The organism is Duganella sp. Root336D2, assembly GCF_001425005.1.
In the GTDB taxonomy this organism is placed as follows: domain Bacteria; phylum Pseudomonadota; class Gammaproteobacteria; order Burkholderiales; family Burkholderiaceae_D; genus Rugamonas.
The window spans coordinates 44008-65992 of sequence record NZ_LMDB01000007.1 but is presented as its reverse complement, the minus strand read 5'-3'; the positions used below and the strand labels follow the sequence as shown (position 1 = coordinate 65992).

At 63.3% G+C, this 21985-nt stretch carries 23 protein-coding genes and 1 riboswitch; of the genes, 12 read left to right on the top strand and 11 right to left on the bottom strand.

Annotation, left to right across the window (positions count from 1 at the left end):
• Positions 1-44 precede the first annotated feature (44 nt).
• Positions 45-1172, bottom strand: coding sequence for a 4-hydroxyphenylpyruvate dioxygenase (hppD, locus tag ASD07_RS08815; protein ID WP_055928203.1), 1128 nt, complete (start codon positions 1170-1172; stop codon positions 45-47).
• Between the two features lie 127 nt (positions 1173-1299).
• Here hppD and ASD07_RS08810 point away from each other — a divergent pair, with 127 nt between their 5' ends.
• The 3 genes from ASD07_RS08810 to ASD07_RS08800 all read left to right on the top strand — a co-directional run bounded on the left by ASD07_RS08810 (position 1300) and on the right by ASD07_RS08800 (position 3141).
• Positions 1300-1821 (top strand): Lrp/AsnC family transcriptional regulator, encoded by a 522-nt coding sequence (locus ASD07_RS08810; RefSeq protein WP_055928200.1) that lies wholly within the window; start codon positions 1300-1302, stop codon positions 1819-1821.
• A 3-nt stretch (positions 1822-1824) separates the two neighbouring features.
• Entirely contained in the window at positions 1825-2151 is a 327-nt protein-coding gene (locus ASD07_RS08805; protein WP_055928197.1) for a hypothetical protein, read from the top strand.
• A gap of 78 nt (positions 2152-2229) precedes the next feature.
• On the top strand, positions 2230-3141 hold the full coding sequence (locus tag ASD07_RS08800; protein ID WP_055928196.1) for a bile acid:sodium symporter family protein: 912 nt from the start codon (positions 2230-2232) through the stop codon (positions 3139-3141).
• Here ASD07_RS08800 and ASD07_RS08795 read toward each other — a convergent pair.
• From ASD07_RS08795 to ASD07_RS08775, 5 genes are read right to left on the bottom strand one after another with little or no spacing between them, the layout of a single operon-like run.
• Positions 3083-3871, bottom strand: coding sequence for an ABC transporter substrate-binding protein (locus ASD07_RS08795; protein WP_055928194.1), 789 nt, complete (start codon positions 3869-3871; stop codon positions 3083-3085). The two genes, ASD07_RS08800 and ASD07_RS08795, sit on opposite strands and share 59 nt — an antisense overlap.
• Before the next feature lie 11 nt (positions 3872-3882).
• Complete coding sequence (locus ASD07_RS08790; protein WP_055928192.1) at positions 3883-4563, bottom strand: GNAT family N-acetyltransferase; 681 nt, start codon at positions 4561-4563, stop codon at positions 3883-3885.
• The gene (locus ASD07_RS08785) at positions 4550-5665 is read right to left on the bottom strand and encodes a CCA tRNA nucleotidyltransferase (protein WP_055928274.1); all 1116 of its coding nucleotides are present in this window, start codon (positions 5663-5665) and stop codon (positions 4550-4552) included. Before ASD07_RS08785 ends, ASD07_RS08790 begins: the two co-directional genes overlap by 14 nt.
• 5 nt (positions 5666-5670) lie before the next feature.
• Complete coding sequence (locus ASD07_RS08780) at positions 5671-6390, bottom strand: glutathione S-transferase family protein (protein ID WP_055928189.1); 720 nt, start codon at positions 6388-6390, stop codon at positions 5671-5673.
• Positions 6391-6417: 27 nt separating this feature from the next.
• Positions 6418-8358 carry a lytic transglycosylase domain-containing protein gene (locus tag ASD07_RS08775; protein WP_229207101.1) on the bottom strand — a complete coding sequence of 647 codons (1941 nt, stop codon included), beginning with the start codon at positions 8356-8358 and terminating at the stop codon, positions 6418-6420.
• Between the two features lie 63 nt (positions 8359-8421).
• On the opposite strand from ASD07_RS08775, the gene ASD07_RS08770 reads away from it, so the two are divergent.
• Positions 8422-9006 (top strand): 5-formyltetrahydrofolate cyclo-ligase, encoded by a 585-nt coding sequence (locus ASD07_RS08770; RefSeq protein ID WP_082507221.1) that lies wholly within the window; start codon positions 8422-8424, stop codon positions 9004-9006.
• Here ASD07_RS08770 and metF read toward each other — a convergent pair.
• From metF to metK, 4 genes are all read right to left on the bottom strand, one after another.
• Positions 8993-9829, bottom strand: a complete 837-nt coding sequence (gene metF / locus ASD07_RS08765) for a methylenetetrahydrofolate reductase [NAD(P)H] (RefSeq protein WP_055928269.1) — start codon at positions 9827-9829, stop codon at positions 8993-8995. The two genes, ASD07_RS08770 and metF, sit on opposite strands and share 14 nt — an antisense overlap.
• Positions 9822-10172, bottom strand: coding sequence for a phage holin family protein (locus tag ASD07_RS08760; RefSeq protein WP_055928182.1), 351 nt, complete (start codon positions 10170-10172; stop codon positions 9822-9824). The genes metF and ASD07_RS08760 overlap by 8 nt, the downstream gene beginning before the upstream one ends.
• A gap of 62 nt (positions 10173-10234) precedes the next feature.
• Entirely contained in the window at positions 10235-11650 is a 1416-nt protein-coding gene (gene ahcY / locus ASD07_RS08755; protein ID WP_055928180.1) for an adenosylhomocysteinase, read from the bottom strand.
• Positions 11651-11681: 31 nt separating this feature from the next.
• Positions 11682-11745, bottom strand: a riboswitch (S-adenosyl-L-homocysteine riboswitch).
• Between the two features lie 97 nt (positions 11746-11842).
• A complete protein-coding gene (gene metK / locus ASD07_RS08750; RefSeq protein WP_055928177.1) occupies positions 11843-13006 on the bottom strand; it encodes a methionine adenosyltransferase in 1164 nt (387 codons plus the stop codon).
• Positions 13007-13194: 188 nt separating this feature from the next.
• Between metK and ASD07_RS08745 the strand changes: the two genes are divergently transcribed.
• The 3 genes from ASD07_RS08745 to dapF are packed head-to-tail and all read left to right on the top strand — an operon-like array spanning position 13195 to position 15808.
• The gene (locus ASD07_RS08745) at positions 13195-14055 is read left to right on the top strand and encodes a lysophospholipid acyltransferase family protein (RefSeq protein WP_055928174.1); all 861 of its coding nucleotides are present in this window, start codon (positions 13195-13197) and stop codon (positions 14053-14055) included.
• Positions 14052-14948 carry a lipid A biosynthesis acyltransferase gene (locus tag ASD07_RS08740; RefSeq protein WP_055928170.1) on the top strand — a complete coding sequence of 299 codons (897 nt, stop codon included), beginning with the start codon at positions 14052-14054 and terminating at the stop codon, positions 14946-14948. The genes ASD07_RS08745 and ASD07_RS08740 overlap by 4 nt, the downstream gene beginning before the upstream one ends.
• A complete protein-coding gene (gene dapF / locus ASD07_RS08735) occupies positions 14945-15808 on the top strand; it encodes a diaminopimelate epimerase (RefSeq protein WP_055928167.1) in 864 nt (287 codons plus the stop codon). The genes ASD07_RS08740 and dapF overlap by 4 nt, the downstream gene beginning before the upstream one ends.
• 39 nt (positions 15809-15847) lie before the next feature.
• Here the strand turns inward: dapF and ASD07_RS08730 are convergent, their stop codons facing one another.
• A complete protein-coding gene (locus ASD07_RS08730) occupies positions 15848-17095 on the bottom strand; it encodes an SEL1-like repeat protein (protein WP_055928164.1) in 1248 nt (415 codons plus the stop codon).
• A gap of 298 nt (positions 17096-17393) precedes the next feature.
• Here ASD07_RS08730 and ASD07_RS08725 point away from each other — a divergent pair, with 298 nt between their 5' ends.
• The 5 genes from ASD07_RS08725 to dksA all read left to right on the top strand — a co-directional run bounded on the left by ASD07_RS08725 (position 17394) and on the right by dksA (position 21891).
• Positions 17394-18500 carry a porin gene (locus tag ASD07_RS08725; protein ID WP_055928161.1) on the top strand — a complete coding sequence of 369 codons (1107 nt, stop codon included), beginning with the start codon at positions 17394-17396 and terminating at the stop codon, positions 18498-18500.
• A gap of 100 nt (positions 18501-18600) precedes the next feature.
• Positions 18601-19272: a DUF484 family protein gene (locus ASD07_RS08720; RefSeq protein ID WP_055928157.1), complete on the top strand. Its 672-nt coding sequence runs from the start codon at positions 18601-18603 to the stop codon at positions 19270-19272.
• A 4-nt stretch (positions 19273-19276) separates the two neighbouring features.
• Complete coding sequence (xerC, locus tag ASD07_RS08715) at positions 19277-20221, top strand: tyrosine recombinase XerC (protein WP_055928155.1); 945 nt, start codon at positions 19277-19279, stop codon at positions 20219-20221.
• A gap of 92 nt (positions 20222-20313) precedes the next feature.
• Positions 20314-21375, top strand: a complete 1062-nt coding sequence (locus ASD07_RS08710; RefSeq protein WP_055928152.1) for a GTP-binding protein — start codon at positions 20314-20316, stop codon at positions 21373-21375.
• Positions 21376-21447: 72 nt separating this feature from the next.
• A complete protein-coding gene (dksA, locus tag ASD07_RS08705) occupies positions 21448-21891 on the top strand; it encodes an RNA polymerase-binding protein DksA (protein WP_055928267.1) in 444 nt (147 codons plus the stop codon).
• Positions 21892-21985 lie beyond the last annotated feature (94 nt).

Genomic DNA, 21985 nt, shown 5'->3' with positions numbered 1-21985 from the left:
TTAAGTGCGGGGCTGCCGGAATTCTCTAAACCGGTGAACCGGTTTTATGCAGCCGTCTGGCCCGGGTCATCCAGCACGCCGCGGCGGATCTGGTCCAGCTCAATCGATTCAAACAACGCGCGGAAGTTGCCTTCGCCGAAGCCCTGGTCGCCTTTGCGCTGGATGATCTCGAAGAAGATCGGACCGATCACGTTCTGGGTGAAGATCTGCAGCAGCAGTTCGCGCTCGGACTCGTTCGAGTGGCCGTCGATCAGGATGCGCAGGCGGCGCAGTTCTTCCACGTTCTCGCCATGGTTGGGCAGGCGGCGGTTGACCAGCTCGTAGTAGGTCTCGATCGTGTCCTGGAACACGATGCCCTGGTTGCGCAGGCCCTGCACCGAATCGTAGATGCCGTCGGTGCCCAGCGCGATGTGCTGGATGCCTTCGCCGTGGTACTCATTCAGGTACTCGGCGATCTGCGACTTGTCGTCCGACGATTCATTGATCGGGATGCGGATCTTGCCGCAAGGCGAAGTCATGGCCTTCGACTTCAGGCCGGTCAGCTTGCCTTCGATATCGAAGTAGCGCACTTCGCGGAAGTTGAACAGGCGCTCGTAGAAGTCAGCCCACTCCTTCATGCGGCCACGGTGCACGTTGTGGGTCAGGTGGTCGATATAGGTCAGGCCATTGCCGACCGGGTTGGCTTCGGCGCCCGGGATGGCCACGAAGTCCGCGTCGTAAATCGAGATGTCGCCAATGGCGCCGGTCGGCTTGCCATCCGCGGCATTCTTGCCGCGCCAGCGGTCGACCAGATACAGCAGGGAGTCGCCGACGCCCTTGATGGCGGGGATATTCAGCTCCATCGGGCCGGTTTTGTTGTCAAAACCCCACGCGCCCAATTCCAGCGCGCGCTTGTACGCGAAGGCCGCATCGTCCACGCGGATCGCGATGGCGCACACGGACGGACCGTGCTGGCGGGCGAAGCGCTGGGCAAACGAATCCTGCTCGGCATTGATGATGAAGTTGATATCGCCCTGGCGGTACAGGGTCACGTCCTTGTGGCGGTGGCGGGCGATCGCGGTGAAGCCCATGTTTTCGAACAGCTTGCCCAGGGCTTTGGGATCGGGTGCCGCGAACTCGACGAACTCGAAGCCGTCGGTGTTCATGGGGTTTTCCCAGGGGGTGAATTTCATGGTGCGTCTCCCTATTAGAATTGCGCACAGTATAGTCCCCTGCAAGCGACATTTAATTGCAAACATTTCCCAACATTGATTGGATTGAGCAATAATATTGCGAAAACACCGAGCGAAAGAGGAATTTATGACCAAGATTGCGCTGGATAAAACGGATCGCAAGATATTGTCCATCTTGCAAACGGATGGCCGGCTGTCGAACCAGGATGTCGCAGAGCAAGTCAACCTTTCCCCTTCCCCCTGCCTGCGCCGCATCAAGCGCCTGGAAGAGGAAGGCGTGATCCGCCAGTACGTGGCGCTGCTGGACCCGGACAAGATCGGCCTGGGCCTGCTGGCCTACGTCAATGTGCGCCTGGAAAAGCACAGCGACGCCGCCGCCCACAGCAACGCCCGCGCCCTCGGCGTGAATCCCACCGGCACCTCGCCGCGCGCCGATTTCGCGGTGGCGGTCGAACAATGGCCGGAAGTGGTGGCCTGCTACGCCATGACCGGCGAAATGGACTACCTGCTGCGCGTGCACGTGGAAGACATGGACCACTTCTCGCGCTTCATGATGGCGACCCTGCTGCGCCATCCGGCCGTGCTGGATGTGAAGTCTTCCTTCGCCCTGCAGCGCATCAAGGACACCACCGCCTTGCCGCTGATCTGACCGATGCAGACCGAAGTTAAAGCCCCCCTGTGGTTCGCCGCGGCCAAAGGCGGTCTGGCTGCCGCCATGCTGGCCCTGCCGCTACTGCTGCTGGCGATCAGCCTCGCATTCGGTCCGGCGCCGTCAGGCTATGCCGGCGCCGCCTTCGGTGCAGCCATGCTGCTGGTGATCGCAGCTGGCCAGGTCCTGGCAGCCATCGCCGGCGCTGTGGCAGGCGCCATCTGGCTAAGGAGGCCGCAGCATGGCCTGGTCAAGTGGAGCGTGAACGTGCTGGCCGTCCTGGGCGCGGGCATCATCGCCTTGCTCGCTTTCGCCTTGCTTGCGCGGTAGTTGCCGGCGTTGCCCGGGTCGTGTCAATATTAAGACAATGACAAGCTCGCCACATGCGAGCGCAAAGGAGACCCCGCCATGCAAGGAGACATCGTCTCAACCGTGCTGCTGCCCGCAGCACTCGCGTTCATCATGTTTTCCCTTGGCCTGGGCCTGGCGCCCGCCGACTTTGGCCGCATCGTGAAGCAGCCGCGCGCGCTGCTGGTCGGTGTCCTGTGCCATTTCGTGCTGCTGCCGCTGGCCTGCTTCGGCATGCTGCAGGCGACGGGTATCGGCGGCGCCTTCGCAGTGGGCTTCATGATCCTGGCGGCCTGCCCTACCGGCACTACCTCCAACCTGCTCACCTACATCGCACGCGGCGACGTGGCGCTGGCCCTGAGCTTTACCGCCGTGGCCAGCGTGCTGACCATCTTCACGCTGCCGCTGATCGTATCCTTCGCACTGGAATACTTTGCCGGCAGCGGCCAGAAGGTGGAGGCGCCGGTCGGCGCGATGATGAAGCAGATGGTGCTGATGCTCGGCCTGCCAGTTGCCATTGGCATGTCGCTGCGCCATATGAAGCCTGCCCTGGGCCTGCGCATCGAAGGCAGCTGCACCAAAATCGCTGCCGTGCTGTTCGTCCTGATCGTGATGGCAGCGGTGGCGAAGAACTGGGTGCTCTTGCGCGACAACTTCCATACCCTCGCGCCGTTCGCGATGGCGCTGAACGTGACCATGCTGGCCTGCGGCTTCGGGGCCGCCTGGCTGGCCCGCTTGTCGCGCCAGCAATCGGTCACGCTTGGCATCGAGACTGCCATCCAGAACGGCACCCTGGCCATGGTGATCGGCAGCAGCGTGCTGAAACAGGATGCTTTCGCCTTGCCCGGAGCGCTGTACGGTGTGCTGATGTATGTGAGCGGGCTGGCTTTCGCCTATTTCATGCGGGCCGCGGTCAGTCGTGTTCATGCTGGCGCACCAGCGACTGCTCCAGGCGCTGGTAGTCCGCAGTAGCGCGCACCTTGGCGATGGCGCTCCAGAGTGCTTCGAAGCGCTTGGGCTCCTTGTCGTAGACCTTGCGCCCTACCATCAGGTGGAAGTCGAAACTGGCGAAGGGCTGCTTGGCCAGCACCACGCGGCCCTGGTAGCGCGGGTCTTCCTTCAGCAGGTTTTCCGCATCGCGGCCCATCAGCACGGCGACATCGGCGCTGCCGGCGGCCAGCAGCCGCAAGCCCTCTTCCGCCGTCTTGGGCGTGTCGATCACCGTCTGGCCGCGCGCCTGCAGCATATCCACGATGTAGTAGCCGCGCTGCGCCACCACCAGCTTGCGCGGGTTGACCAGGGTCTTGCCATCCCAGCTCGCTCCGCTGTCCACGCGCAGGTACAGGTCGACATGGTCGCGGTACATGGCGCGTTCCGGGTCCTGCGAGCCATCGGCCTTGGTCGGCGGCCGGCTGTAGGTGCGCCGGCGCGGGTTGTCGGAAGGGCCGACCATGGCGTCGATCACGCCGGTGCGGGTCTCTTCTTCACAGCGCTTCCATGGGCGGGGAACAAAGTTGATCTGGTCGCCGGTGATCCTGGCTGCGCGCTTCAGCAGTTCGATATTCAGTCCCGTGCCATCCGGCATGGTCCAGGGCGCCTGCGGGATGTCTTCGAAGCAGAACTTCAAGGGCGCACCCGACGCCTGCGCCAGCGGTGCGGCCATGGTAACGGCTAAAGCAATGCTGCGCAGGGCGAACGGCATGGAAGCCTCCTCTACTTTTCGTCCGATTTTACCCCAGGGATCTTGTCGAACAGTTTTGCGGCAGCGCGGACGTTGGCTTTCAAAGCGTAATCGAATGACGCGAGCTGTTCTTCCATCGCTTCCTGCAGCACGCTGGCCGGGTCGGCCGGGCCGAGCTTGAGATAGGCATCGGCCTCGCCGTAGTCGCGGTGGATTTCCATGCCGGCCTTTTTGGCGATATGGATCATCGTCGCGTTGGACGACAGGCAATGCATGTACAGGGTGTCGACATCGTTGTTGCGGCAGGCGATGTTGGCGCGTTCGAACAGCCTGGAGCCGATGCCAAGGCCGCGCGCCGACTTCGAGACCGACACCCCAAACTCCGCCACCTGGTCCTTCTCGGTGGCCTTGTGCTTGTCGGCATCGCGGTCGGCGAAGGCCAGGTGGCCTACCGCCACCAGCTGGAAAACGCGGTTGTACACCCCGAATATCAGGTCGCGGTCGAAATCGATGCTGCCCACGTAGCGCATGATCTGTTCGTCGTTGACCGGCGTGCCGAAACGCAGCAGCCGGTCGTGGCGCTCCAGCGCCAGGAAATGCTTGAGCATGCGGCGGCGGTCGCGCTCGCGCAACTCCTTGACCGGCACCGTCGGCCGGTCCTTGCCGCCGAACAGGCCGCGCAGGGGATTGCGGAAAAAGTTAAGGCTGGTCATCGAGCCACTCCTGGGCGCCGAACGTCTCGCTCACCGCTTGCACGCGGGCCGCGCGCACCAGCCCGGGAATCTCCTGCGGCGCAGCCGCCGAGCGCTGGGCGATCTCGCCGGCGTTGACCGCGCGCGCTGCGTCGAGTGCCTTGGCCAGCAGTTCGCGCCGGGCAGGCGGGGCGCGGCCGGCGCATTCCACAGCGGCCACCATCTGCGCGAAACGCGCCGGTTTGCGGAAACCGTCGCAGCGCTCGAACAGGCTGACCAGGGCGGCGGGGTCCAGCTCCTGCGCGTTTTCCACGCTGCCGCGCTCGCGCGCGGCCATGACTGCCAGGTCGCGGCATTCGGTCGGCACTTTCAGGCGCTTGCCGGCCTGCTCGACCTGCGGCACTTCGAGCGCAAGCGTCAGCGCGGCAAAGCGCACTGGCAACTCGACATCCGCCTCGGCGGCGCGGTCGACCACCGGCGCCACGGCGAAGCCGTCGCCGATCTCGGGGATGATGTGCGACAGTGCGCCGCAGTCGCGCAGCGCTTCCAGCATGCGCGAAGGCTTCTGCTCCATCAGGCCGCGTGCGATTTCCTGCCATACCCGTTCGGGCACCAGCGCATCGACCTCGCCCTCCTCCACCATGCGCTGCATCAGCGCATTGGTTTTCGGCGCTACGCGGAAATCCGGATAGCGCGAGGCGAAACGCGCCAGGCGCAGGATGCGCACCGGGTCTTCTGCGAATGCGTCCGACACGTGGCGGAAAATGCGGTCCTTGATGTCCTGCCGGCCGTTGTAGGGATCGACCAGCACGCCGTCGTCGCCGCGCGCAATGGCGTTGATGGTCAGGTCGCGCCGCACCAGGTCTTCTTCCAGCGTCACGTCGCTGGAAGTGTGGAACACGAAACCCTTGTAGCCGGGCGCCGTTTTGCGCTCGGTGCGCGCCAGCGCATATTCTTCCTGCGTTTGCGGGTGCAGGAATACCGGGAAATCCTTGCCGACCGGCCGGAAGCCGGCCTTTACCATTTCTTCCGGCGTGGCGCCTACCACCACATGGTCATGGTCCTTGACGGGCAAACCAAGCAATTCATCGCGCACCGCGCCGCCGACCACGTAAGTCTTCATCACCATCAATCGTCCGGCATCTCCGCGTCGTGCAGTGGCGCGGCTTCGGTTTCAGCGAGCGCGCCTGCAATCCAGGCGTCGACCGCCGGATGGCTGCGCATGCGCTCGCAGTAGGCCGACAACGCCGGCGGCAGCACCACGCCGTAGGTCTTGAAGCGGCACACCACCGGCGCGAAGAAGGCGTCGGCTATCGAGAACTCGCCGAACAGGTATTCGTTGTGGCCGAAGCGGCTCAGGCACTCTTCCCACATTTCGCTGATGCGGCCGATATCGGCCTGGGTCGCCGGCGTGCGGCCCTTGCCCGGGTAGCTGCCCTTGATGTTCATCGACATCGTGGTGCGCAGGCTGCCGAAAGAGCTGTGCATCTCGGCGCAGACCGAGCGCGCCAGCGCACGCGCTGCCACGTCGCGCGGCCACAAAGGCTTGTCGGGGAATTGCTCGGCCAGGTATTCGCAGATGGCCAGGCTGTCCCAGATCGCCATGTCGCCGGCCAGCAGCACCGGTACCCGGCCACTTGCGCTGTACTTGGCGATGTTGTTCGAGGTGTCGGGCTGGTCGAGCAGCACGCGCACTTCGGTGAACGGGATGTTGAAGGCTTTCATCGCAACCCACGGGCGCATCGACCACGAGGAATAGTTCTTGTTGCCGATAATCAGGGTCAGTCCCGGTTCACGCGCTGCGGCCAGGGTTTCGGCAAGTTTCGGGTCGAGTTCTGTGGTGTGCATGTTTCCTCTGATCTCCCAGTGGGCAAATTAACGGCCGCCGTAGGCGGCTTCCTGTTGTTCCTGTTCGCTGTAGCCCTTTGGCGAGACGGTGCCGCCCAGGCGCGCCTTCAGCGATTGCGGCCGGCCTTCAAACAGCGCGGCATAATAAGTGGCGTTGACCATCACGTTTTTCACGTAGCCGCGCGTTTCCACGAACGGAATCGATTCGATGAAGATGGTGCTGTCCATCGGCTTGGTCAACTGCGTGCGCCAGGAACGCAGGCGGCCAGGGCCGGCGTTGTAGGCGGCGGTGGCCAGCACCTGCGAGCCGTCCATGCTGCCCAGCACCATGTTCATGTAGTTCGCGCCCAGCAGGATGTTGGTCTTGACGTCGGTCAGCATGCCCTGCACGAAGTCGGTCAGGCCGATCTTGCGCGCCACCCAGCGGCCGGTGGAAGGCATCACCTGCATCAGGCCCGAGGCGCCGGCCGAGGACTGCGCATCCATCACGAAGCGCGATTCCTGGCGGATCAGGCCATACACCCAGGCGCGGTCCAGGCCCAGGGTATTGGTGGTCGGCTGCATGATGTCGTCATGCGGCACCGGGTAGCGGTGCGTGTAGTCGGCCTGCACCCGCGTTTTCTCGGAGGTGTACACCATGCGGTCCAGCACGTGCTTCTCGCGCGCGAATTCGGCGGCGGCGATCAGCTGGCGCTCGTTCAGGCTGCGCGTTTCCCAGTTCCATTCGCGCGTGCCTTCAAAGCGCAGGCGCATTTCGAAAAACTTCAGCGCGCGCTGCAGCCCAGGATTGGTGGAGATCGCTGCCATTTCTGCTGGCGTCGGCGCCGCGCCGGGGGCGGGAATGGTGACCAGCTGGCCCAGTTCTTCGCCGGCCAGGATGCCGTAATAGCTGGACTGGTCGGCAATGCTGCGGTAGGCCGCCAGCACTTCCGGCGTGTTGCTGCCCGCTTCGGCGGCGATGGCCCGCGCGTTCCAGTAGATCCAGGCCGGGTCCTTGCGCAATGACGGCGGCATGGCGGCGATGGTGGCCCGCACCGTTTTCCAGTCGCGCTCACGCAGGGCGATGCGGGTCTTCCACTGCACCTGGTCGCTGGACAGTGGCGCACCGGCCGACCTGGCCCAGTAGCCCGCCGTGTCAGGCGAGAATGAGTAGGACGAGACCAGGGCCAGGTTGGCCCAGCCGATGGCACGTTCCTGCGGCGTCAGCTGCGGCGAATTCTTTTCCAGCGCCATCCGGGCCAGGTTCATGCTGGTGCGGGCGCCGCGGCCCACCGCCACCAGGAAGGTCTCGTGGTCGGCGCGCGTGCTGCCGGCGCCTTTGGCCAGCGCCAGCGTCGGCAAGTCCACCGCCTGGGCCATTTTCTTGTCCGAGCCATTCAGCAGCATCACGATGCGCTTGGCCGGGCCGGTGGAGTTGGTTTCGCCGGCCAGGCGCACCTGCGTCCACAAGTCCTCTTCGGTGAACTGGCCGGTTTGCGCCAGCGCTGCGATCAGGGCGCCGCAGCCATCGCCGTAGTACGGCGGATAGACCAGCAGCGCGCGCGCATCGGCGGCGACGTTCTGGCCCTTGGAAAGACGCGACAACAGGTTGTAGCACTTGACCTGGGTATCGTCCTGCAGCACGAACTGCGGAAACTGTTCGTCGAAGGTAGCCCACTCGCGCTTGCGGCCCAGCTCCAGCAGCCAGTCGTTGCGCATGCGGTCGGCGATGGCGCTGCCCTGGTATTTGCCCAGGAAGGCGCGCACTTCGGGATCGGTGGCTTCCTTGAAGCGGGCTTTCAGGCGGTAGTATTCGACGTAGGAAGGAATCGAGTAGTCGGCCAGGCGGGAGGCGTAAAACTCGGCCTTGGCGGCGTCGTCGCGCCGTACCGAATCGCGCAGCAGGAGGAAGGCATCATCTTCCTTGCGGCTGTCGCTTGCGTTATCCTGCGCCAAGGCCAGCGGCGCGGCGGCGCATGCTGCAACCATCAGTGCGCCGGCTATCCGTTTCGAGGTGGAAATCAATGTACGACTCTCAAGGTAATTCACGATATGACCAGCCCAACTAGGATACCATGCAACGGCGACGGCCAGCCAGCATCCGGCAAGGCGGAACTGCGCCAGATGATGCTGGCGGCGCGCCGCACGCTGGCAGCGGAAACGCGGGCGCAGTGGGACAAGGAAATTGGTGCGAAAGTGGTCCAGTGGTGGCGCGAATCCGGCATCGGTGCACTAGGGGTGTACTGGCCGCTGCGCGATGAGCCAGACTTGCATGCCTGTTACGTGGAACTGGCGCAACTGGGCGTGGAACTGCTGCTGCCGGTGGTGCTGGAAAAGGATGCGCCGCTGGCGTTCGCGAAATGGACTATCGGCGAGCCGATGGTGAAGGATGCGATGGGAGTGGCCGTGCCGGCCACGCTGCGCCTGGTGCAGGAATACCCGCCGGCTTTACTGATACCCTGCCTGGGCTATAACGCGCAGGGCTACCGCCTGGGATATGGCGGCGGCTTCTATGACCGCACACTGGCGCGCGAACCGCGCCCGGCCACCGTGGGGGTGGCCTATCGCTGCCTCGCTGCCGATTTCGGCAGCGATGGCCACGATGTGGCGCTCGACCGCATCCTCACTGAGGACTGACCAGGCGGCTCCACAGGGCCGTCGTGGCGACGGCCTGGTTCATCGAATAGAAATGCAGGCCCGGCGCGCCGCCGGCCAGCAGGCGTTCGCACAGGTCCGATACCACGTCCAGGCCAAACGCCTTGATCGAGGCCGAATCGTCGCCGAACGATGCCAGTTTCAAGCGCACCCAGCGCGGAATCTCGGCACCGCACATATCCGAGAAGCGCATCAATTGCGTGTAATTCGTGATCGGCATGATGCCGGCCACGACAGGCACATTCACGCCCGCCTTCTGCGCCGCGTCGACGAAATGGAAGTAGGCGTCGGCGTTGTAGAAGTACTGGGTGATGGCGGCATCGGCGCCGGCATTGACCTTGCGCACGAAGGCCTGCATATCGTCCTGCGGCGAGCGTGCCTGCGGGTGCACCTCCGGATAGGCCGCCACTTCGATATGGAACCAGTCGCCCGTTTCAGCGCGCACGAATTCGACCAGCTCATTGGCGTAGCGGAACTCGCCCGACATGCCGTAACCGGAAGGCAGGTCGCCGCGCAGCGCCACCAGGCGCTTGATGCCGTGCGCTTTGTACTGCTGCAGGATGGTGCGGATCGATTCGCGCGTGCCGCCGATGCAAGACAGGTGCGGCGCGGCCTCTTCGCCGGCCGCCATGATCTCGAGCACCGTGTCCAGGGTGCCCTGCTGGGTCGAACCGCCGGCGCCGAAGGTCACGGAAAAATACTTGGGATGCAGCTCGGACAGTTTGGCGCGCACGAGGCGCAGCTTTTCCGTCCCTTCCGCCGTTTTCGGCGGGAAGAACTCGATACTGAAATTATGGTTAGCCATCATTGTCTTTCAACAGGAGGGTAGACAAGGCCCAGGAAATCACGCTGTACAGCAGAGCGCCGCCTATGGCTGACCAGAAGCTGTCCACGTGGAAGCCGTCCACCATTTTCGCCACCAGCCAGAACATGAAGCCGTTGATGATGAAGATGAACAGGCCAAGCGACAGCACCGTCACCGGCAATGTCAGCAGCAGCAATACGGGGCGCACCAGGGTGTTGACCAGGCCAAGCAGGAGGGCAGCAACCAAAGCGGCGCCAATGCTTGTGACACTGACGGAATGCATGAGGTAAGGCACCGCGAACAGGGCGGCGGCATTGATTATCCAGGTGAGGACCAAACGCATAATGAGTAACCTTGGCAAACTTGGGCCCTGCCGCCCGCGCGGGCGGCAGGGCAAGGGACTGCTTAGTAACGGTAGTGTTCAGGCTTGTACGGGCCTTCCACCTTCACATTGATGTACGCTGCCTGCTCGTCGGTCAGGGTGGTCAGCTGCGCATTCAGCTTTTTCAGCTGCAGGCGCGCGACTTTCTCGTCCAGGTGCTTGGGCAGGGTGTACACGCCGACCGGGTAAGCCTTGGTGTTGGCGAACAGTTCGATCTGGGCGATGGTCTGGTTGGCGAACGAGGACGACATCACATACGAAGGGTGGCCGGTGCCGCAGCCCAGGTTCACCAGGCGGCCTTCGGCCAGCAGGATGATGCGCTTACCGTCAGGGAAGATCACGTGGTCCACCTGCGGCTTGATGTTCTCCCACTGGTACTTCTTGAGGGAAGCGACATCGATCTCGTTGTCGAAGTGGCCGATGTTGCAGACGATGGCCTGGTCCTTCATCTTCAGCATGTGCGCTTCGGTCAGGATGTGGTAGTTGCCGGTGCAGGTCACGAAGATGTCGCCGTGTTCAGCGGCGTAATCCATGGTCACCACGCGGTAGCCTTCCATTGCAGCCTGCAGGGCGCAGATCGGGTCGATCTCGGTCACCCACACTTGCGCCGACAGGGCGCGCATGGCTTGCGCGGAACCCTTGCCCACGTCGCCGTAGCCGGCAATCACGGCGACCTTACCGGCCACCATCACGTCGGTCGCGCGCTTGATGCCGTCCACCAGGGACTCGCGGCAGCCGTACAGGTTGTCGAACTTGGACTTGGTGACGGAGTCGTTCACGTTGATGGCAGGGAAAGCCAGCTTGCCTTCCTTGTGCATCTGGTACAGGCGGTGCACGCCGGTGGTGGTTTCTTCGGTCACGCCCAGGATTGCCGGCAGGCGTTTGGAGTACCAGGTCGCATCCTTGGCCAGGTGGGCCTTGATGGAGTTGAACAGGCAGATTTCCTCTTCCGAGCCCGGGTTGTTCAGCACGGAGATGTCTTTTTCAGCGCGGGCGCCCAGGTGCAGCAGCAGGGTTGCATCGCCGCCGTCGTCCAGGATCATGTTGGAGTACACGCCTTCACCTGGCCATTCGAAGATGCGGTGGGTGTAGTCCCAGTAGTCGGCCAGGGTTTCGCCTTTGACCGCGAACACCGGGGTGCCGACGGCTGCGATAGCGGCTGCGGCGTGGTCCTGGGTCGAGTAGATGTTGCAGGAGGCCCAGCGCACTTGCGCGCCCAATGCTTCCAGGGTGCGGATCAGCACTGCGGTCTGGATGGTCATGTGCAGCGAGCCGGTGATGCGGGCGCCTTTCAGCGGCTGCGCAGCGGCGAATTCTTCACGGATTGCCATCAGGCCAGGCATTTCCGTTTCGGCGATCTTGATTTCTTTTTCGCCCCATGCGGCCAGGCCGATGTCAGCGATGATGTAGTCTTGGGAATCTTTGAGTACGGCGTTCATCACGCCCTCCTTTCAGTGTGTTGAAAAAAGTAACGTGAGCGCGGTGTTGATGTTCCGAGCCTGGCCAGGCTTGCTGGTCGCAGCGCTCCTCGGAGAATGGGGATTGTATCAAAGAAGTCGGGGTCAGCTCCGGCAATCGGACATTTTGCGCAGCAAAATGTCCGATTGCCGGAGCTGACCCCGACTTTTCAATTACAAGCCGGCAGCGGCGCGCAGGATCGCGGCCTTGTCGGTACGCTCCCAGCTGAACTCCGGCTCTTCGCGGCCGAAGTGGCCGTAGGCGGCGGTCTTGGTGTAGATCGGGCGCAGCAGGTCCAGCATCTGCACGATGCCTTTCGGGCGCAGGTCGAAGTGTTCCTGCACCAGCTGTGCGATCTTTTCGTCGGAGATCACGCCGGTGCCTTCGGTGTACACGGTGATGTTGATCGGGCGTGCCACGCCGATCGCGTACGATACCTGCACCTGGCACTGGCGGGCCAGGCCGGCAGCCACCACGTTCTTGGCCACGTAGCGGGCTGCGTAGGCAGCGGAACGGTCGACTTTCGATGGATCCTTGCCGGAGAACGCGCCGCCGCCGTGCGGGGCTGCGCCGCCGTAGGTGTCGACGATGATCTTGCGGCCGGTCAGGCCGCAGTCGCCCTGCGGGCCGCCGATGACGAAACGGCCGGTCGGGTTGACCAGGAACTTGGTGTCCTTGATCCACTCGGTCGGCAGCACCGGCTTGATGATCTCTTCGATCACGGCTTCCTGGATTTGCGAGTGGCTCATTTCCGGCGCGTGCTGGGTCGACAGTACGACGGTGTCCACCGCTACCGGGCGGCCGCCGACGTAGCGCAGGGTTACCTGCGATTTCGCGTCTGGACGCAGCCATGGCAGGCGGCCGTCCTTGCGCAGCTGCGACTGGCGCTCGACCAGGCGGTGCGAGTAGTAGATCGGCGCCGGCATCAGTTCCGGGGTTTCGTCGCAGGCGTAGCCGAACATCAGGCCCTGGTCGCCGGCGCCCTGGTCCAGGTCGATACCCGCACCTTCGTCGACGCCCTGGGCGATATCCGGCGATTGCTTGTCGTAAGCAACCAGCACGGCGCAGCCCTTGTAGTCGATACCGTATTCGGTGTTGTCGTAGCCGATACGCTTGATGGTATCGCGGGCTACTTGAATATAATCCACGTTGGCGTGGGTGGTGATTTCACCTGCCAGCACCACCAGGCCGGTATTGCACAGCGTTTCCGCGGCAACGCGGGCGCGCGGGTCCTGGGTCAGGATGGCATCCAGAATCGCGTCGGAAATCTGGTCGGCTACCTTGTCCGGGTGGCCTTCCGAAACGGATTCGGAGGTAAACAGAAAATCGTTGGACATCGCAAGCTCCTAGCTTTGGTTCAAAATAACATTGTCGCAAAACCAATAAAGCTTGCGACGCTTTAGCGAAGTTTGTATCCCGCCTCGCAAGTTGTCTGTTAACTCAGCGGCTACTGCAACGTGGTATTTTACGCTTCTTAAAAAATTTTTGTGCAGAGCAACGTAAAAATGCTCTTGTAAATTAAGAAATGCTGTTAAGAATATTCCGCTTCTTCTCGATCTTTCCCTTGCCGGTACTGCACGCCCTGGGCGTAGGTCTGGGCTGGCTGGTCTACCTGCTTTCCCCTTCTTACCGGCGGCGCATGCGCGCCAACCTGGCCCAGGCCGGTTTTTCCGGCCACCTCGGCAGCGCCGTCGGCGAGGCCGGCAAGGCCATTGCCGAACTGCCTTTCATCTGGTGCGCCGACCCGCAGCGCGTGAGCGGCCGCGCCACCGTGGAAAACTGGGACCTGGTGCAGCAGTACCTGGATGCCGGCAAGGGGATTGTGTTCCTGACCCCGCACCTGGGCTGCTTTGAGATCACTGCGCAGGAAATCGCCCACCGCACCGAGCTGATGGTGATGTACCGCCCGCCGCGCAAGGAAGCGATGAAGCCGCTGATCGAAGGCGCCCGTGCCCGCAAGAACCTGTTGTTGGCGCCAGCCAATATGAGCGGCGTGCGCATGCTGGCCAAGTTCCTCAAAAAAGGCCAGCCGATCGGCCTGCTGCCCGACCAGGTGCCGCAGGAAGGCGAAGGCGTATGGGCCGACTTCTTCGGCCGCACTGCCTACACCATGACGCTGCCGGCCAAGATGGCGCAGCTGGGCGATGCGGTGATCCTGATCGTCTACGCCGAGCGCCTGCCCGGCGGCAAAGGCTATGTGGTGCGCTTCGTTCCGTTCGAGGGCTCGCTGGAAGGCGATGCCGCAGCCCAGGCGCGCGCCATCAACGCCGAAATGGAAAAGCTGATCGCGCGCTGCCCGGCCCAGTACTACTGGAGCTACAACCGCTACAAGGTGCCGGCCGGCGTGGCCGGCCCGGGCGCCGCAGCGCAGGAGGCATCGGCATGAGGCTCCTGCTTGGGATGATGTGGCTGCTGCACTGGCTGCCGCTGCCGCTGCTGGGCCGGCTCGGCAAGGCGGTCGGCAACCTGCTGTTTATCGTGATGGGCCCGCGCCGCGAGATCGCGCTGACCAACCTGCGCCTGACCATGCCGGAATTGACGGAAGGGCAGCGCCGCCGCATCGCGCGCCAGCACTTCCAGGCTTACTCGCGCAGCGTGCTGGAGCGCTCGATCCTGTGGTGGGCATCGGAACAACGGCTGCGCAGGCTGATCAGGGTCGAGACCAGCGCCGGCATGGCGCCCGGCCAGGTGCCGGTTGCCGAGATGACGGGAAAGCCGACCATCCTGTTGTGCCCGCATTTTGTCTGCCTGGACGTGGGCGGCGCTTCGATCGCCATGGAAGCGTCGGCATCGTCGATGTACGTCGCGCAAAAGAACAAGGTTTTCGATGAAGTGCTGCGCGCCGGCCGCGCGCGTTTCAAGCCGGTCAGGCTGTTCACGCGCCAGGATGGCATCAAGCCCATCCTGCGCGCGTTGAAAGAAAAGCTGCCCTACTTTATGCTGCCGGACATGGACTTCGGCGACAAGGATGCCGAATTCGTGCCCTTCTTCGGCGTACCGGCCGCCACCCTGACTGCTACCGCGCGCATCGCCGCCGCTACCGGCGGCCAGGTGATGCCGGTGATCGCCACCTTCCTGCCCAATTACCAAGGCTACCGTGTGAAGTTCTATCCGGTGTGGGAGAATTACCCGGGGCCCGATATGGTCGAGGCAACGCGCCGCATGAATGAATTTATTGAAGAACGCGTCAGAGAAGCGCCTGCCGAATACTTCTGGACCCACAAACGCTTCAAGACCCGCCCGCAAGGCCAGCCTTCCTTCTATTCGAAGAAACGATGAAACTCAAATTCACCAAGATGCACGGCGCCGGCAATGATTTCGTGGTCATTGACGCCATTAACCAGCAGATCGATTTCAGCCCGGCCCAGTGGCAGGCACTGGCCGACCGCCGTTTCGGCGTGGGTGCGGACCAGATGCTGGTGGTGGAAAAGTCGAGCGTGCCGGGCTGCGATTTCCGTTACCGCATCTTCAACAACGATGGCGGTGAAGTGGAACAGTGCGGCAACGGCTCGCGCGCCTTCGTCAAGTTCGTGGTCGAAAAGGGCCTGACTTCGGCACGCAAGATCACGGTGGAAACCCTGGCCGGCATTATTTCGCCGCGCCTGGAGGACGACGGCAGCATTACTGTCGACATGGGCGCGCCGGTCCTGGATCCGGCGCAGGTGCCATTCGATGCGGAGGGCCTGCAGGGGCAGCCGGAAGGCCGTGAAACCCTGTGGCCGCTGGTGCTGGAACTGGGTGGCCAGCGCGAGTCGGTGCAGGTGTCGGTGGTGTCGATGGGCAACCCACACGCGGTGCAGGTGGTGGCCGACGTGGATAGCGCTCCGGTAGAGCTGGTGGGGCCGCTGATCGAGCACCATCCGCGCTTCCCGAAGCGGGTCAATGCCGGCTTCATGCAGATGGTGGACCGGCAGCACGTGAAACTGCGCGTGTTTGAGCGCGGCGCCGGCGAAACGCTGGCTTGCGGCACGGGCGCCTGCGCGGCAGTGGTGGCGGGCATCCGCCGCGGCTTGCTGGATTCGCCGGTGCGCGTCGATGCGCGCGGCGGGCAGCTGTCGATTGCCTGGGCAGGTGAAGGGCAGCCGGTCTACCTGACCGGGCCGGCGGTGACAGTCTTTGAGGGCGAGATCACGATCTAGAACCGGCGGAGCGGGGGCCGGCCCCCGCTCTGCCGCTTTTCAGGCAGCCGCCATCATGTCAGCCCCCAGCCAGCTCTTAAGCCGGTACAGGCGCTGCCGGTAATTCCCCTCCATATCCGTATCGACCTGCTCGAACAGGCGCACGATGCGGTCCAGCTTCTGCCGCTCCGCCGCGGTGCGCACCAGCACCAGGCGGCGCTTGCTGCGGCCATAGCTGGCGCGGATATCGACCACCAGGCAATGCCCCTGGTCGGCTGACTTCACATCCAATAGCAAAGCCTCGGCGCGCGTCAGGCGGAACAATGCCGCCAGCTCGATGCGCGCCGCCAGCAAGGGCTGGCTGCTGAGGATTTCACGCGTCAGCAAGGGCAGCAAGGGATCGGCCCAGCTCGTCGGCGGCGGTGCCGGTGCAATCCGCTCCAGCGCCTGCGGCGCTTCGGCACTGCCCTGGGCCGCCGCCTTCTGCAGCCAGAACACCGCCCGCACGTCATTGTCCTCGGCGCCGCGGCGTGCGCGCCAGGCGTGGATGCCGCATTCAAGCTGCGCCCCGCTATGCCCCATGTCCGCCGCGCGCTCCAGGCAGGCTTGCGCTTCGCTCGCACTGCGCTGGGAGAATTCGGGGCGGATATAGATGCGCGACATGGCAAACCAGGCGTCGGCCAGGCCTTGCTCGCCCGCCTGCGCCAGCCAGCGCAAGGCACGCTTGAAGTTGACCGTGCCGCTACTCGATTCCACCCGGTCGCCTTCGCTGTTCATGCGCGCCAGGTGCAGGCCCAGCGCCAGCTGGGCATCGCGGTCGCCGCCCTGGGCTGCCAGGGCGCGCAGGCGCAGCAGCTCCTGCTGGTCGGCATCCTGCTCCGCCTCCAGTGCCCGCCAGGCTTCCGGCGCACTGGCCGGCACCTCAGGGTTCGGCAGCGCGCGCTGCGCTGCCGCCGGCAAAGCGGCCTGGCGTGACTGTCCCGCCGCCGCCGGCGCTGGATCGACGCGCCGTAGCTGCGCCAGCACCCGTACCGCCGCCGGAATGCCGTCCTGCGCGGCGCGCACGAACCACTCCAGTGCCTGGGCCCGCGCAGGCTGCGCCACTTCAAATGGAATATTGGCGCCGATCAGTTGCCAGGCTTCCGCCACACCCTGGGTCGCAGCGCGGCATAGCCAATGCAAGGCCGTCGGCATGTTTTGTGGCAGGCTGGCCCCGCCAAATAGGTAGAGCTTGCCTAGCGCTAGCTGGGCTGCGGCGTCTCCTGACCGCGCTCCCCTGATAATCACCAGCTCGTCTCGATTTGCCATCGATGTATCCGGTTCCAAGGAATAAGCTGCATGTCCAGTGTAGCCGCACCACCCGGTGGTGGCGCATGACTCCCGGACTTTTTGATATGTGACAAATGTGACAGCCCTAGCTTTCGGCTTCCTTACAGGTCTTTCACTAAATGAACAGGCTGGCAAGCGTTTCAAAAATACAACACCGGCGGCCGGTTTTGACCCTTTTTCGTGCAGGTAAATGACCAATCAGCCGGGATGCGGCGCTATCTGCACTTATCGTATAGCCATCCCTATACCCGGTTTGACTCATAAAAAGGAAGAACACATGAAGAAATCGTTATTGGCCCTGGCCTTGATGGGCGCCTTCAGCAGTGCCGCCTTTGCACAATCCTCCGTCACCATTTATGGCACGCTGGATGCCGGCATTACCCGCACCACCCATACGGCGAACAGCGCCATCCAGGAAGCCAAGCGCGACAACAACAAACTGGGCTTTCGCGGCGTGGAAGACCTGGGCAGCGGCCTGAAGGCCCTGTTCCACCTGGAGATCCGCTTCGAGTCCGATACCGGTTCCGGCGAACTCGGCCCCAACAACGCCTCGCGCCCACTGTTCCAGGGCCAGAGCCGCGTCGGCCTGCAAGGCGGCTTCGGTACCATCCGCGCCGGCCGCGCCCTGACCTCGCTGCAGGAAACCAGCACCCAGTTCGAGCCCTGGTCCGGCATGCCGAACCAGGCCGGCTTCCAGACCGACATCATGGTGTCCGGCTACCGCAGCTCGCAGTCGGGCAGCGGCTCCGATCCACTGGGCACGGCCGGCAACTCCGGCAACCGTTTCTCCAACGCGATCTGGTACAACACGCCGGTGTGGAATGGCTTCCAGCTGAACGTGAACATCGCCAGCAAGGAAAACAATGGCCTGCCGACTGCCATCGTGGGCCGCGGCACCCCTGCCGCGCCGCAATATCCGGTCGGCTCGCTGGCAGGCGCCTACCCGTACTCGGTCAGCGCGACGTATATGGCGCCGGGCACGGCACCGCAGTGGGCGATCTATGCCGGTACCGAACGCAATGCGACCGAGGTCAAATGGCATTCGATCGGCGCCTACTACCGTCCGATCCCGGAACTGAAGCTGATGGCCAGCTACGGCAAGCAGGACCTGGGCCACATCCTGGCGAGCAACGACGGCATCACGTCCTGGATGCTGGGCGCCAACTACAACGTGGGTCCGGGCAAATTCCTGATCGGCTATGGCCAGAAGGATCCCGATGGCCAGCTGAAGACCAGGCAGTTCTCGGTCGGCTATGAATACAACCTGTCGCCGCGTACTTACCTGTACCTGGACCTGTCGCAGAAGAAGCTGCCGCTGGTATCGACTGCGATCGTGGACACCAGCCAGAACCATTACGCGCTGGGGATCCACCACAACTTCTAAAAGCGGTAAACCAGGGTCGGGCCACGGGCCTGACCCGCCCCAAGCCTTCGCCCCTTCGGTTAAAATGTCCACGCCTGCAACATTTGATGTGACATCAACAATGACCGACTCCCTGGATTCCGCAATCGTCGCGCAGTACCTGGCCGACCATCCCCACTTCTTCGAAGAACACGCCAACCTCCTTGGCGACGTCAGGCTGTCCAGCCCGCTGACCGGGCGCGCGGTTTCGCTGCAGGAACGCCAGATGGAAGTCATGCGCGACAAATATAAGGCGCTGGAATTGCGCATGGCCGACCTGACCCGCCATGCCGAAGCCAACGCCGCCATCGCCAACCGCTTCCACAGCTGGAACCAGGCCATCCTGCAAGTGCGCGCCGACGGCGACGTGCCGCACGCCGTGGCGCAAGGCCTGGTCGAAAGCTTCAACGTTCCGGCCGCCACGCTGCGCCTGTTCAATGTGGCCGGCGAATTTGCCGGCGAGTGGTTCGCCAGCGATGTCTCGGAAGATGCCCGCCTGTTTGCCAACAGCCTGATGGCGCCCTACTGCGGCAGCAATAACGATTTCGAAGCCGTGCGCTGGCTGGACGACGCGCAGCAGGTCAAGTCCACCGTGATCCTGCCGCTGCGCAAGCCGGGCGGCAAAGGCCCCGCCTTCGGCCTGCTGATCATGGGCTCGCCCGACCCGGAGCGCTTCACTTCCCTGATGGCGACCGACTTCCTGGTCCACATCGGCGAAACCGCCAGCGTAGCACTGGCTCCGCTGCTCGCGTGATGCCATGATAGGCGCCGCCAAGCTGGAACAGGCCGACGCCTACCTGGCCCACCTGGCTACCCAGCGCAAGCTGTCAGCGCATACGGTCGCCGCCTATGGCCGCGACCTGCGCGAGCTGGCCGCCCTGTCCGAGGGCAAAGCCTGGGACAGCCTGACCCACTTCGATATCCGCCGCTACGCGGCCCAGCTGCATGGCCGCGGCCTGGATGCGCGCAGCATTGCCCGCAAGCTGTCCGGCTGGCGCGGCTTCTTTGCCTGGCTTGGCCGGCACAGCACGCTTTCCTCGAACCCGGTGGAAGGCGTGCGCGCGCCCAAGCGCGCCAAGACCCTGCCCAAGGCCCTGTCGGTCGACGATGCGGTGCAGCTGGTGGCACCGGCCACGCCCAGCGCCGGCGATGGCGAGCCGGCCCGCCTGTGCAACCGCGCCATGTTCGAGCTGCTGTATTCGAGCGGCCTGCGGGTCTCCGAACTGGCCAGCCTGGACCGCGAGTTCCGCAAGGCCGGCGACGGCCAGCCGGCCTCGCTGGGCTGGCTGGAACTGGATAATGCGGAAGTGGTGGTGACCGGCAAGGGCAGCAAGATGCGCCGCGTGCCGGTCGGCAGCGCCGCCCTCGATGCGCTGCATGCCTGGCTGGCGGTACGTCCGGCGCCGTCTGACGGCAGCAGCGCCCTCTTCCTCAACGAGCGCGCCAGGCGGGTCTCGCCGCGCGTGGTGCAGCTGCGGCTGAAGGCGCACGGCATCCAGGCCGGGGCGCCGGTCGCCGTGCACCCGCACATGCTGCGCCACTCGTTTGCCTCGCACGTGCTGCAGTCTTCGGGCGACCTGCGCGCGGTGCAGGAGATGCTGGGGCACGCCAGCATTACGTCGACCCAGGTCTACACCGCCCTTGATTTCCAGCACCTGGCGCTGGTCTATGACAAGGCCCATCCACGGGCTAAAATTAAATAGCCGGGAACTTGATCCTGCTCAAGTTTGCCCATTTGCCAGCATTTCCAGAATTCCGGCATAATCGACCGATTCCAAATGCTTCTGGTACCACTATGGCACTGATCCCAACCACCATCCTGACCGGCTTTCTTGGCGCCGGCAAAACCACGCTGCTGAACCGCATCTTGCGCGAAGAGCATGGCATGAAGATCGCCGTGATCGAAAACGAATTCGGCCAGGAGAATATCGACAACGAAATCCTGGTGCAGGAAGCGCGCGAGCAAATCGTGGAGATGAATAACGGCTGCATCTGCTGCACCGTGCGCGGCGACCTGATTGTCGGCCTGAGCGATTTGGCCAGGCGCCGCGCTGCCGGCGAAATTGCCTTCGACCGCGTGGTGATTGAGACCACCGGCCTGGCAAATCCCGGCCCAGTGGCCCAGACTTTCTTCATGGACGAAGAAGTGGGCGCTAACTACCTGCTCGACGCCGTGGTCACGGTGGTCGATGCGCGCCACGCCATGCAGCAACTGGACGAGCACGAAGAGGCGCAACGCCAGGTCGGCTTTGCCGACAAGATCCTGCTGTCCAAGACCGACCTGGTCGATGCCGCCGCTGTCGAGGCGCTGAGCGCCCGCTTGAAGCGCATCAACCCGCGTGCGCCGATCAGCCGCTCCGATTTCGGCAAGGCGCCGCTGACCGAAGTACTGGACCTGCGCGGCTTCAACCTGAACGAAAAACTGGAAATCGATCCCGACTTCCTGGCACAGGACGAGCACGGCCACGAGCATGGCGATCACGACCACGAACACGGCCACGTGCACGACGAGCACTGCGGCCACGACCACAGCCACGACCACCACCACGCCCATCACAGCGACGATATCGCGGCCTTCGTCTTCAAAAGCGAACGCCCGTTCGACCCGGCCAAACTGGACGAATTCCTGGGCGGTCTCGTTGATGTGTACGGTCCTCGCATGTTGCGTTACAAAGGCGTATTGTTGATGCAGGGCGCAGAAAGGAAAGTAGTGTTCCAGGGCGTGCACCAGATGATGGGCAGCGACCTGGGGGCCAAATGGGGCGAAAACGAGACACGGGCAAGCAAAATGGTGTTTATTGGCAAAAATCTCCCAAAAGACATCTTTATTACTGGCCTTGAACAATGTTTGGTATAAACTAAGGCGTTTTTTTTGACGCCACCCAAGCAGAAATTTGAAAACTCCGTCGTATCGAAGGTAAGCGAAGTCATGACAAAAGCAAATAAATCGACCCCCGCCGCGGACGTCCTGCTCACTGAAGAAGAAATTCTGAAGATGGGCGAAAAGGACTATATGAACCCGGCACAGATGGCGTTTTTCAAGAATAAGCTGCAAAACCTTGAAAAAGAATTGCTGAAAAACGCTGGCGAAACCACCGAACACCTGCGCGAAACCGTGCTGGTGCCGGATCCCGCCGACCGCGCCACCATCGAAGAAGAGCACGCACTGGAACTGCGTACCCGTGACCGCGAACGCAAACTGCTGAAGAAAGTACAGCAATCGATCGCAGCCATCGACAATAACGACTACGGTTATTGCGAGGAAACCGGCGAACCGATTGGCATTCCCCGCCTGATCGCACGTCCCACGGCTACCCTGTCGCTGGAAGCGCAGCAGCGCCGCGAGCTGAAACAGAAGCTTTACGGCGACTGATCGGTCACAAATCGAGAAAAAGGCACGCTAAGGCGTGCTTTTTTCTTTTCTTTACACGTACGGTACGCCCTTATAATTTTCCATTGGGCTACAC

Bases quoted from the DNA above. Each gene is read 5' to 3' on its own strand.
- hppD (WP_055928203.1), bottom strand. From the start codon at position 1,172: ATGAAATTCACCCCCTGGGAAAACCCCATGAACACCGACGGCTTCGAG.
- ASD07_RS08810 (WP_055928200.1), top strand. From the start codon at position 1,300: ATGACCAAGATTGCGCTGGATAAAACGGATCGCAAGATATTGTCCATC.
- ASD07_RS08805 (WP_055928197.1), top strand. From the start codon at position 1,825: ATGCAGACCGAAGTTAAAGCCCCCCTGTGGTTCGCCGCGGCCAAAGGC.
- ASD07_RS08800 (WP_055928196.1), top strand. From the start codon at position 2,230: ATGCAAGGAGACATCGTCTCAACCGTGCTGCTGCCCGCAGCACTCGCG.
- ASD07_RS08795 (WP_055928194.1), bottom strand. From the start codon at position 3,871: ATGCCGTTCGCCCTGCGCAGCATTGCTTTAGCCGTTACCATGGCCGCA.
- ASD07_RS08790 (WP_055928192.1), bottom strand. From the start codon at position 4,563: ATGACCAGCCTTAACTTTTTCCGCAATCCCCTGCGCGGCCTGTTCGGC.
- ASD07_RS08785 (WP_055928274.1), bottom strand. From the start codon at position 5,665: ATGAAGACTTACGTGGTCGGCGGCGCGGTGCGCGATGAATTGCTTGGT.
- ASD07_RS08780 (WP_055928189.1), bottom strand. From the start codon at position 6,390: ATGCACACCACAGAACTCGACCCGAAACTTGCCGAAACCCTGGCCGCA.
- ASD07_RS08775 (WP_229207101.1), bottom strand. From the start codon at position 8,358: ATGGTTGCAGCATGCGCCGCCGCGCCGCTGGCCTTGGCGCAGGATAAC.
- ASD07_RS08770 (WP_082507221.1), top strand. From the start codon at position 8,422: ATGACCAGCCCAACTAGGATACCATGCAACGGCGACGGCCAGCCAGCA.
- metF (WP_055928269.1), bottom strand. From the start codon at position 9,829: ATGGCTAACCATAATTTCAGTATCGAGTTCTTCCCGCCGAAAACGGCG.
- ASD07_RS08760 (WP_055928182.1), bottom strand. From the start codon at position 10,172: ATGCGTTTGGTCCTCACCTGGATAATCAATGCCGCCGCCCTGTTCGCG.
- ahcY (WP_055928180.1), bottom strand. From the start codon at position 11,650: ATGAACGCCGTACTCAAAGATTCCCAAGACTACATCATCGCTGACATC.
- metK (WP_055928177.1), bottom strand. From the start codon at position 13,006: ATGTCCAACGATTTTCTGTTTACCTCCGAATCCGTTTCGGAAGGCCAC.
- ASD07_RS08745 (WP_055928174.1), top strand. From the start codon at position 13,195: ATGCTGTTAAGAATATTCCGCTTCTTCTCGATCTTTCCCTTGCCGGTA.
- ASD07_RS08740 (WP_055928170.1), top strand. From the start codon at position 14,052: ATGAGGCTCCTGCTTGGGATGATGTGGCTGCTGCACTGGCTGCCGCTG.
- dapF (WP_055928167.1), top strand. From the start codon at position 14,945: ATGAAACTCAAATTCACCAAGATGCACGGCGCCGGCAATGATTTCGTG.
- ASD07_RS08730 (WP_055928164.1), bottom strand. From the start codon at position 17,095: ATGGCAAATCGAGACGAGCTGGTGATTATCAGGGGAGCGCGGTCAGGA.
- ASD07_RS08725 (WP_055928161.1), top strand. From the start codon at position 17,394: ATGAAGAAATCGTTATTGGCCCTGGCCTTGATGGGCGCCTTCAGCAGT.
- ASD07_RS08720 (WP_055928157.1), top strand. From the start codon at position 18,601: ATGACCGACTCCCTGGATTCCGCAATCGTCGCGCAGTACCTGGCCGAC.
- xerC (WP_055928155.1), top strand. From the start codon at position 19,277: ATGATAGGCGCCGCCAAGCTGGAACAGGCCGACGCCTACCTGGCCCAC.
- ASD07_RS08710 (WP_055928152.1), top strand. From the start codon at position 20,314: ATGGCACTGATCCCAACCACCATCCTGACCGGCTTTCTTGGCGCCGGC.
- dksA (WP_055928267.1), top strand. From the start codon at position 21,448: ATGACAAAAGCAAATAAATCGACCCCCGCCGCGGACGTCCTGCTCACT.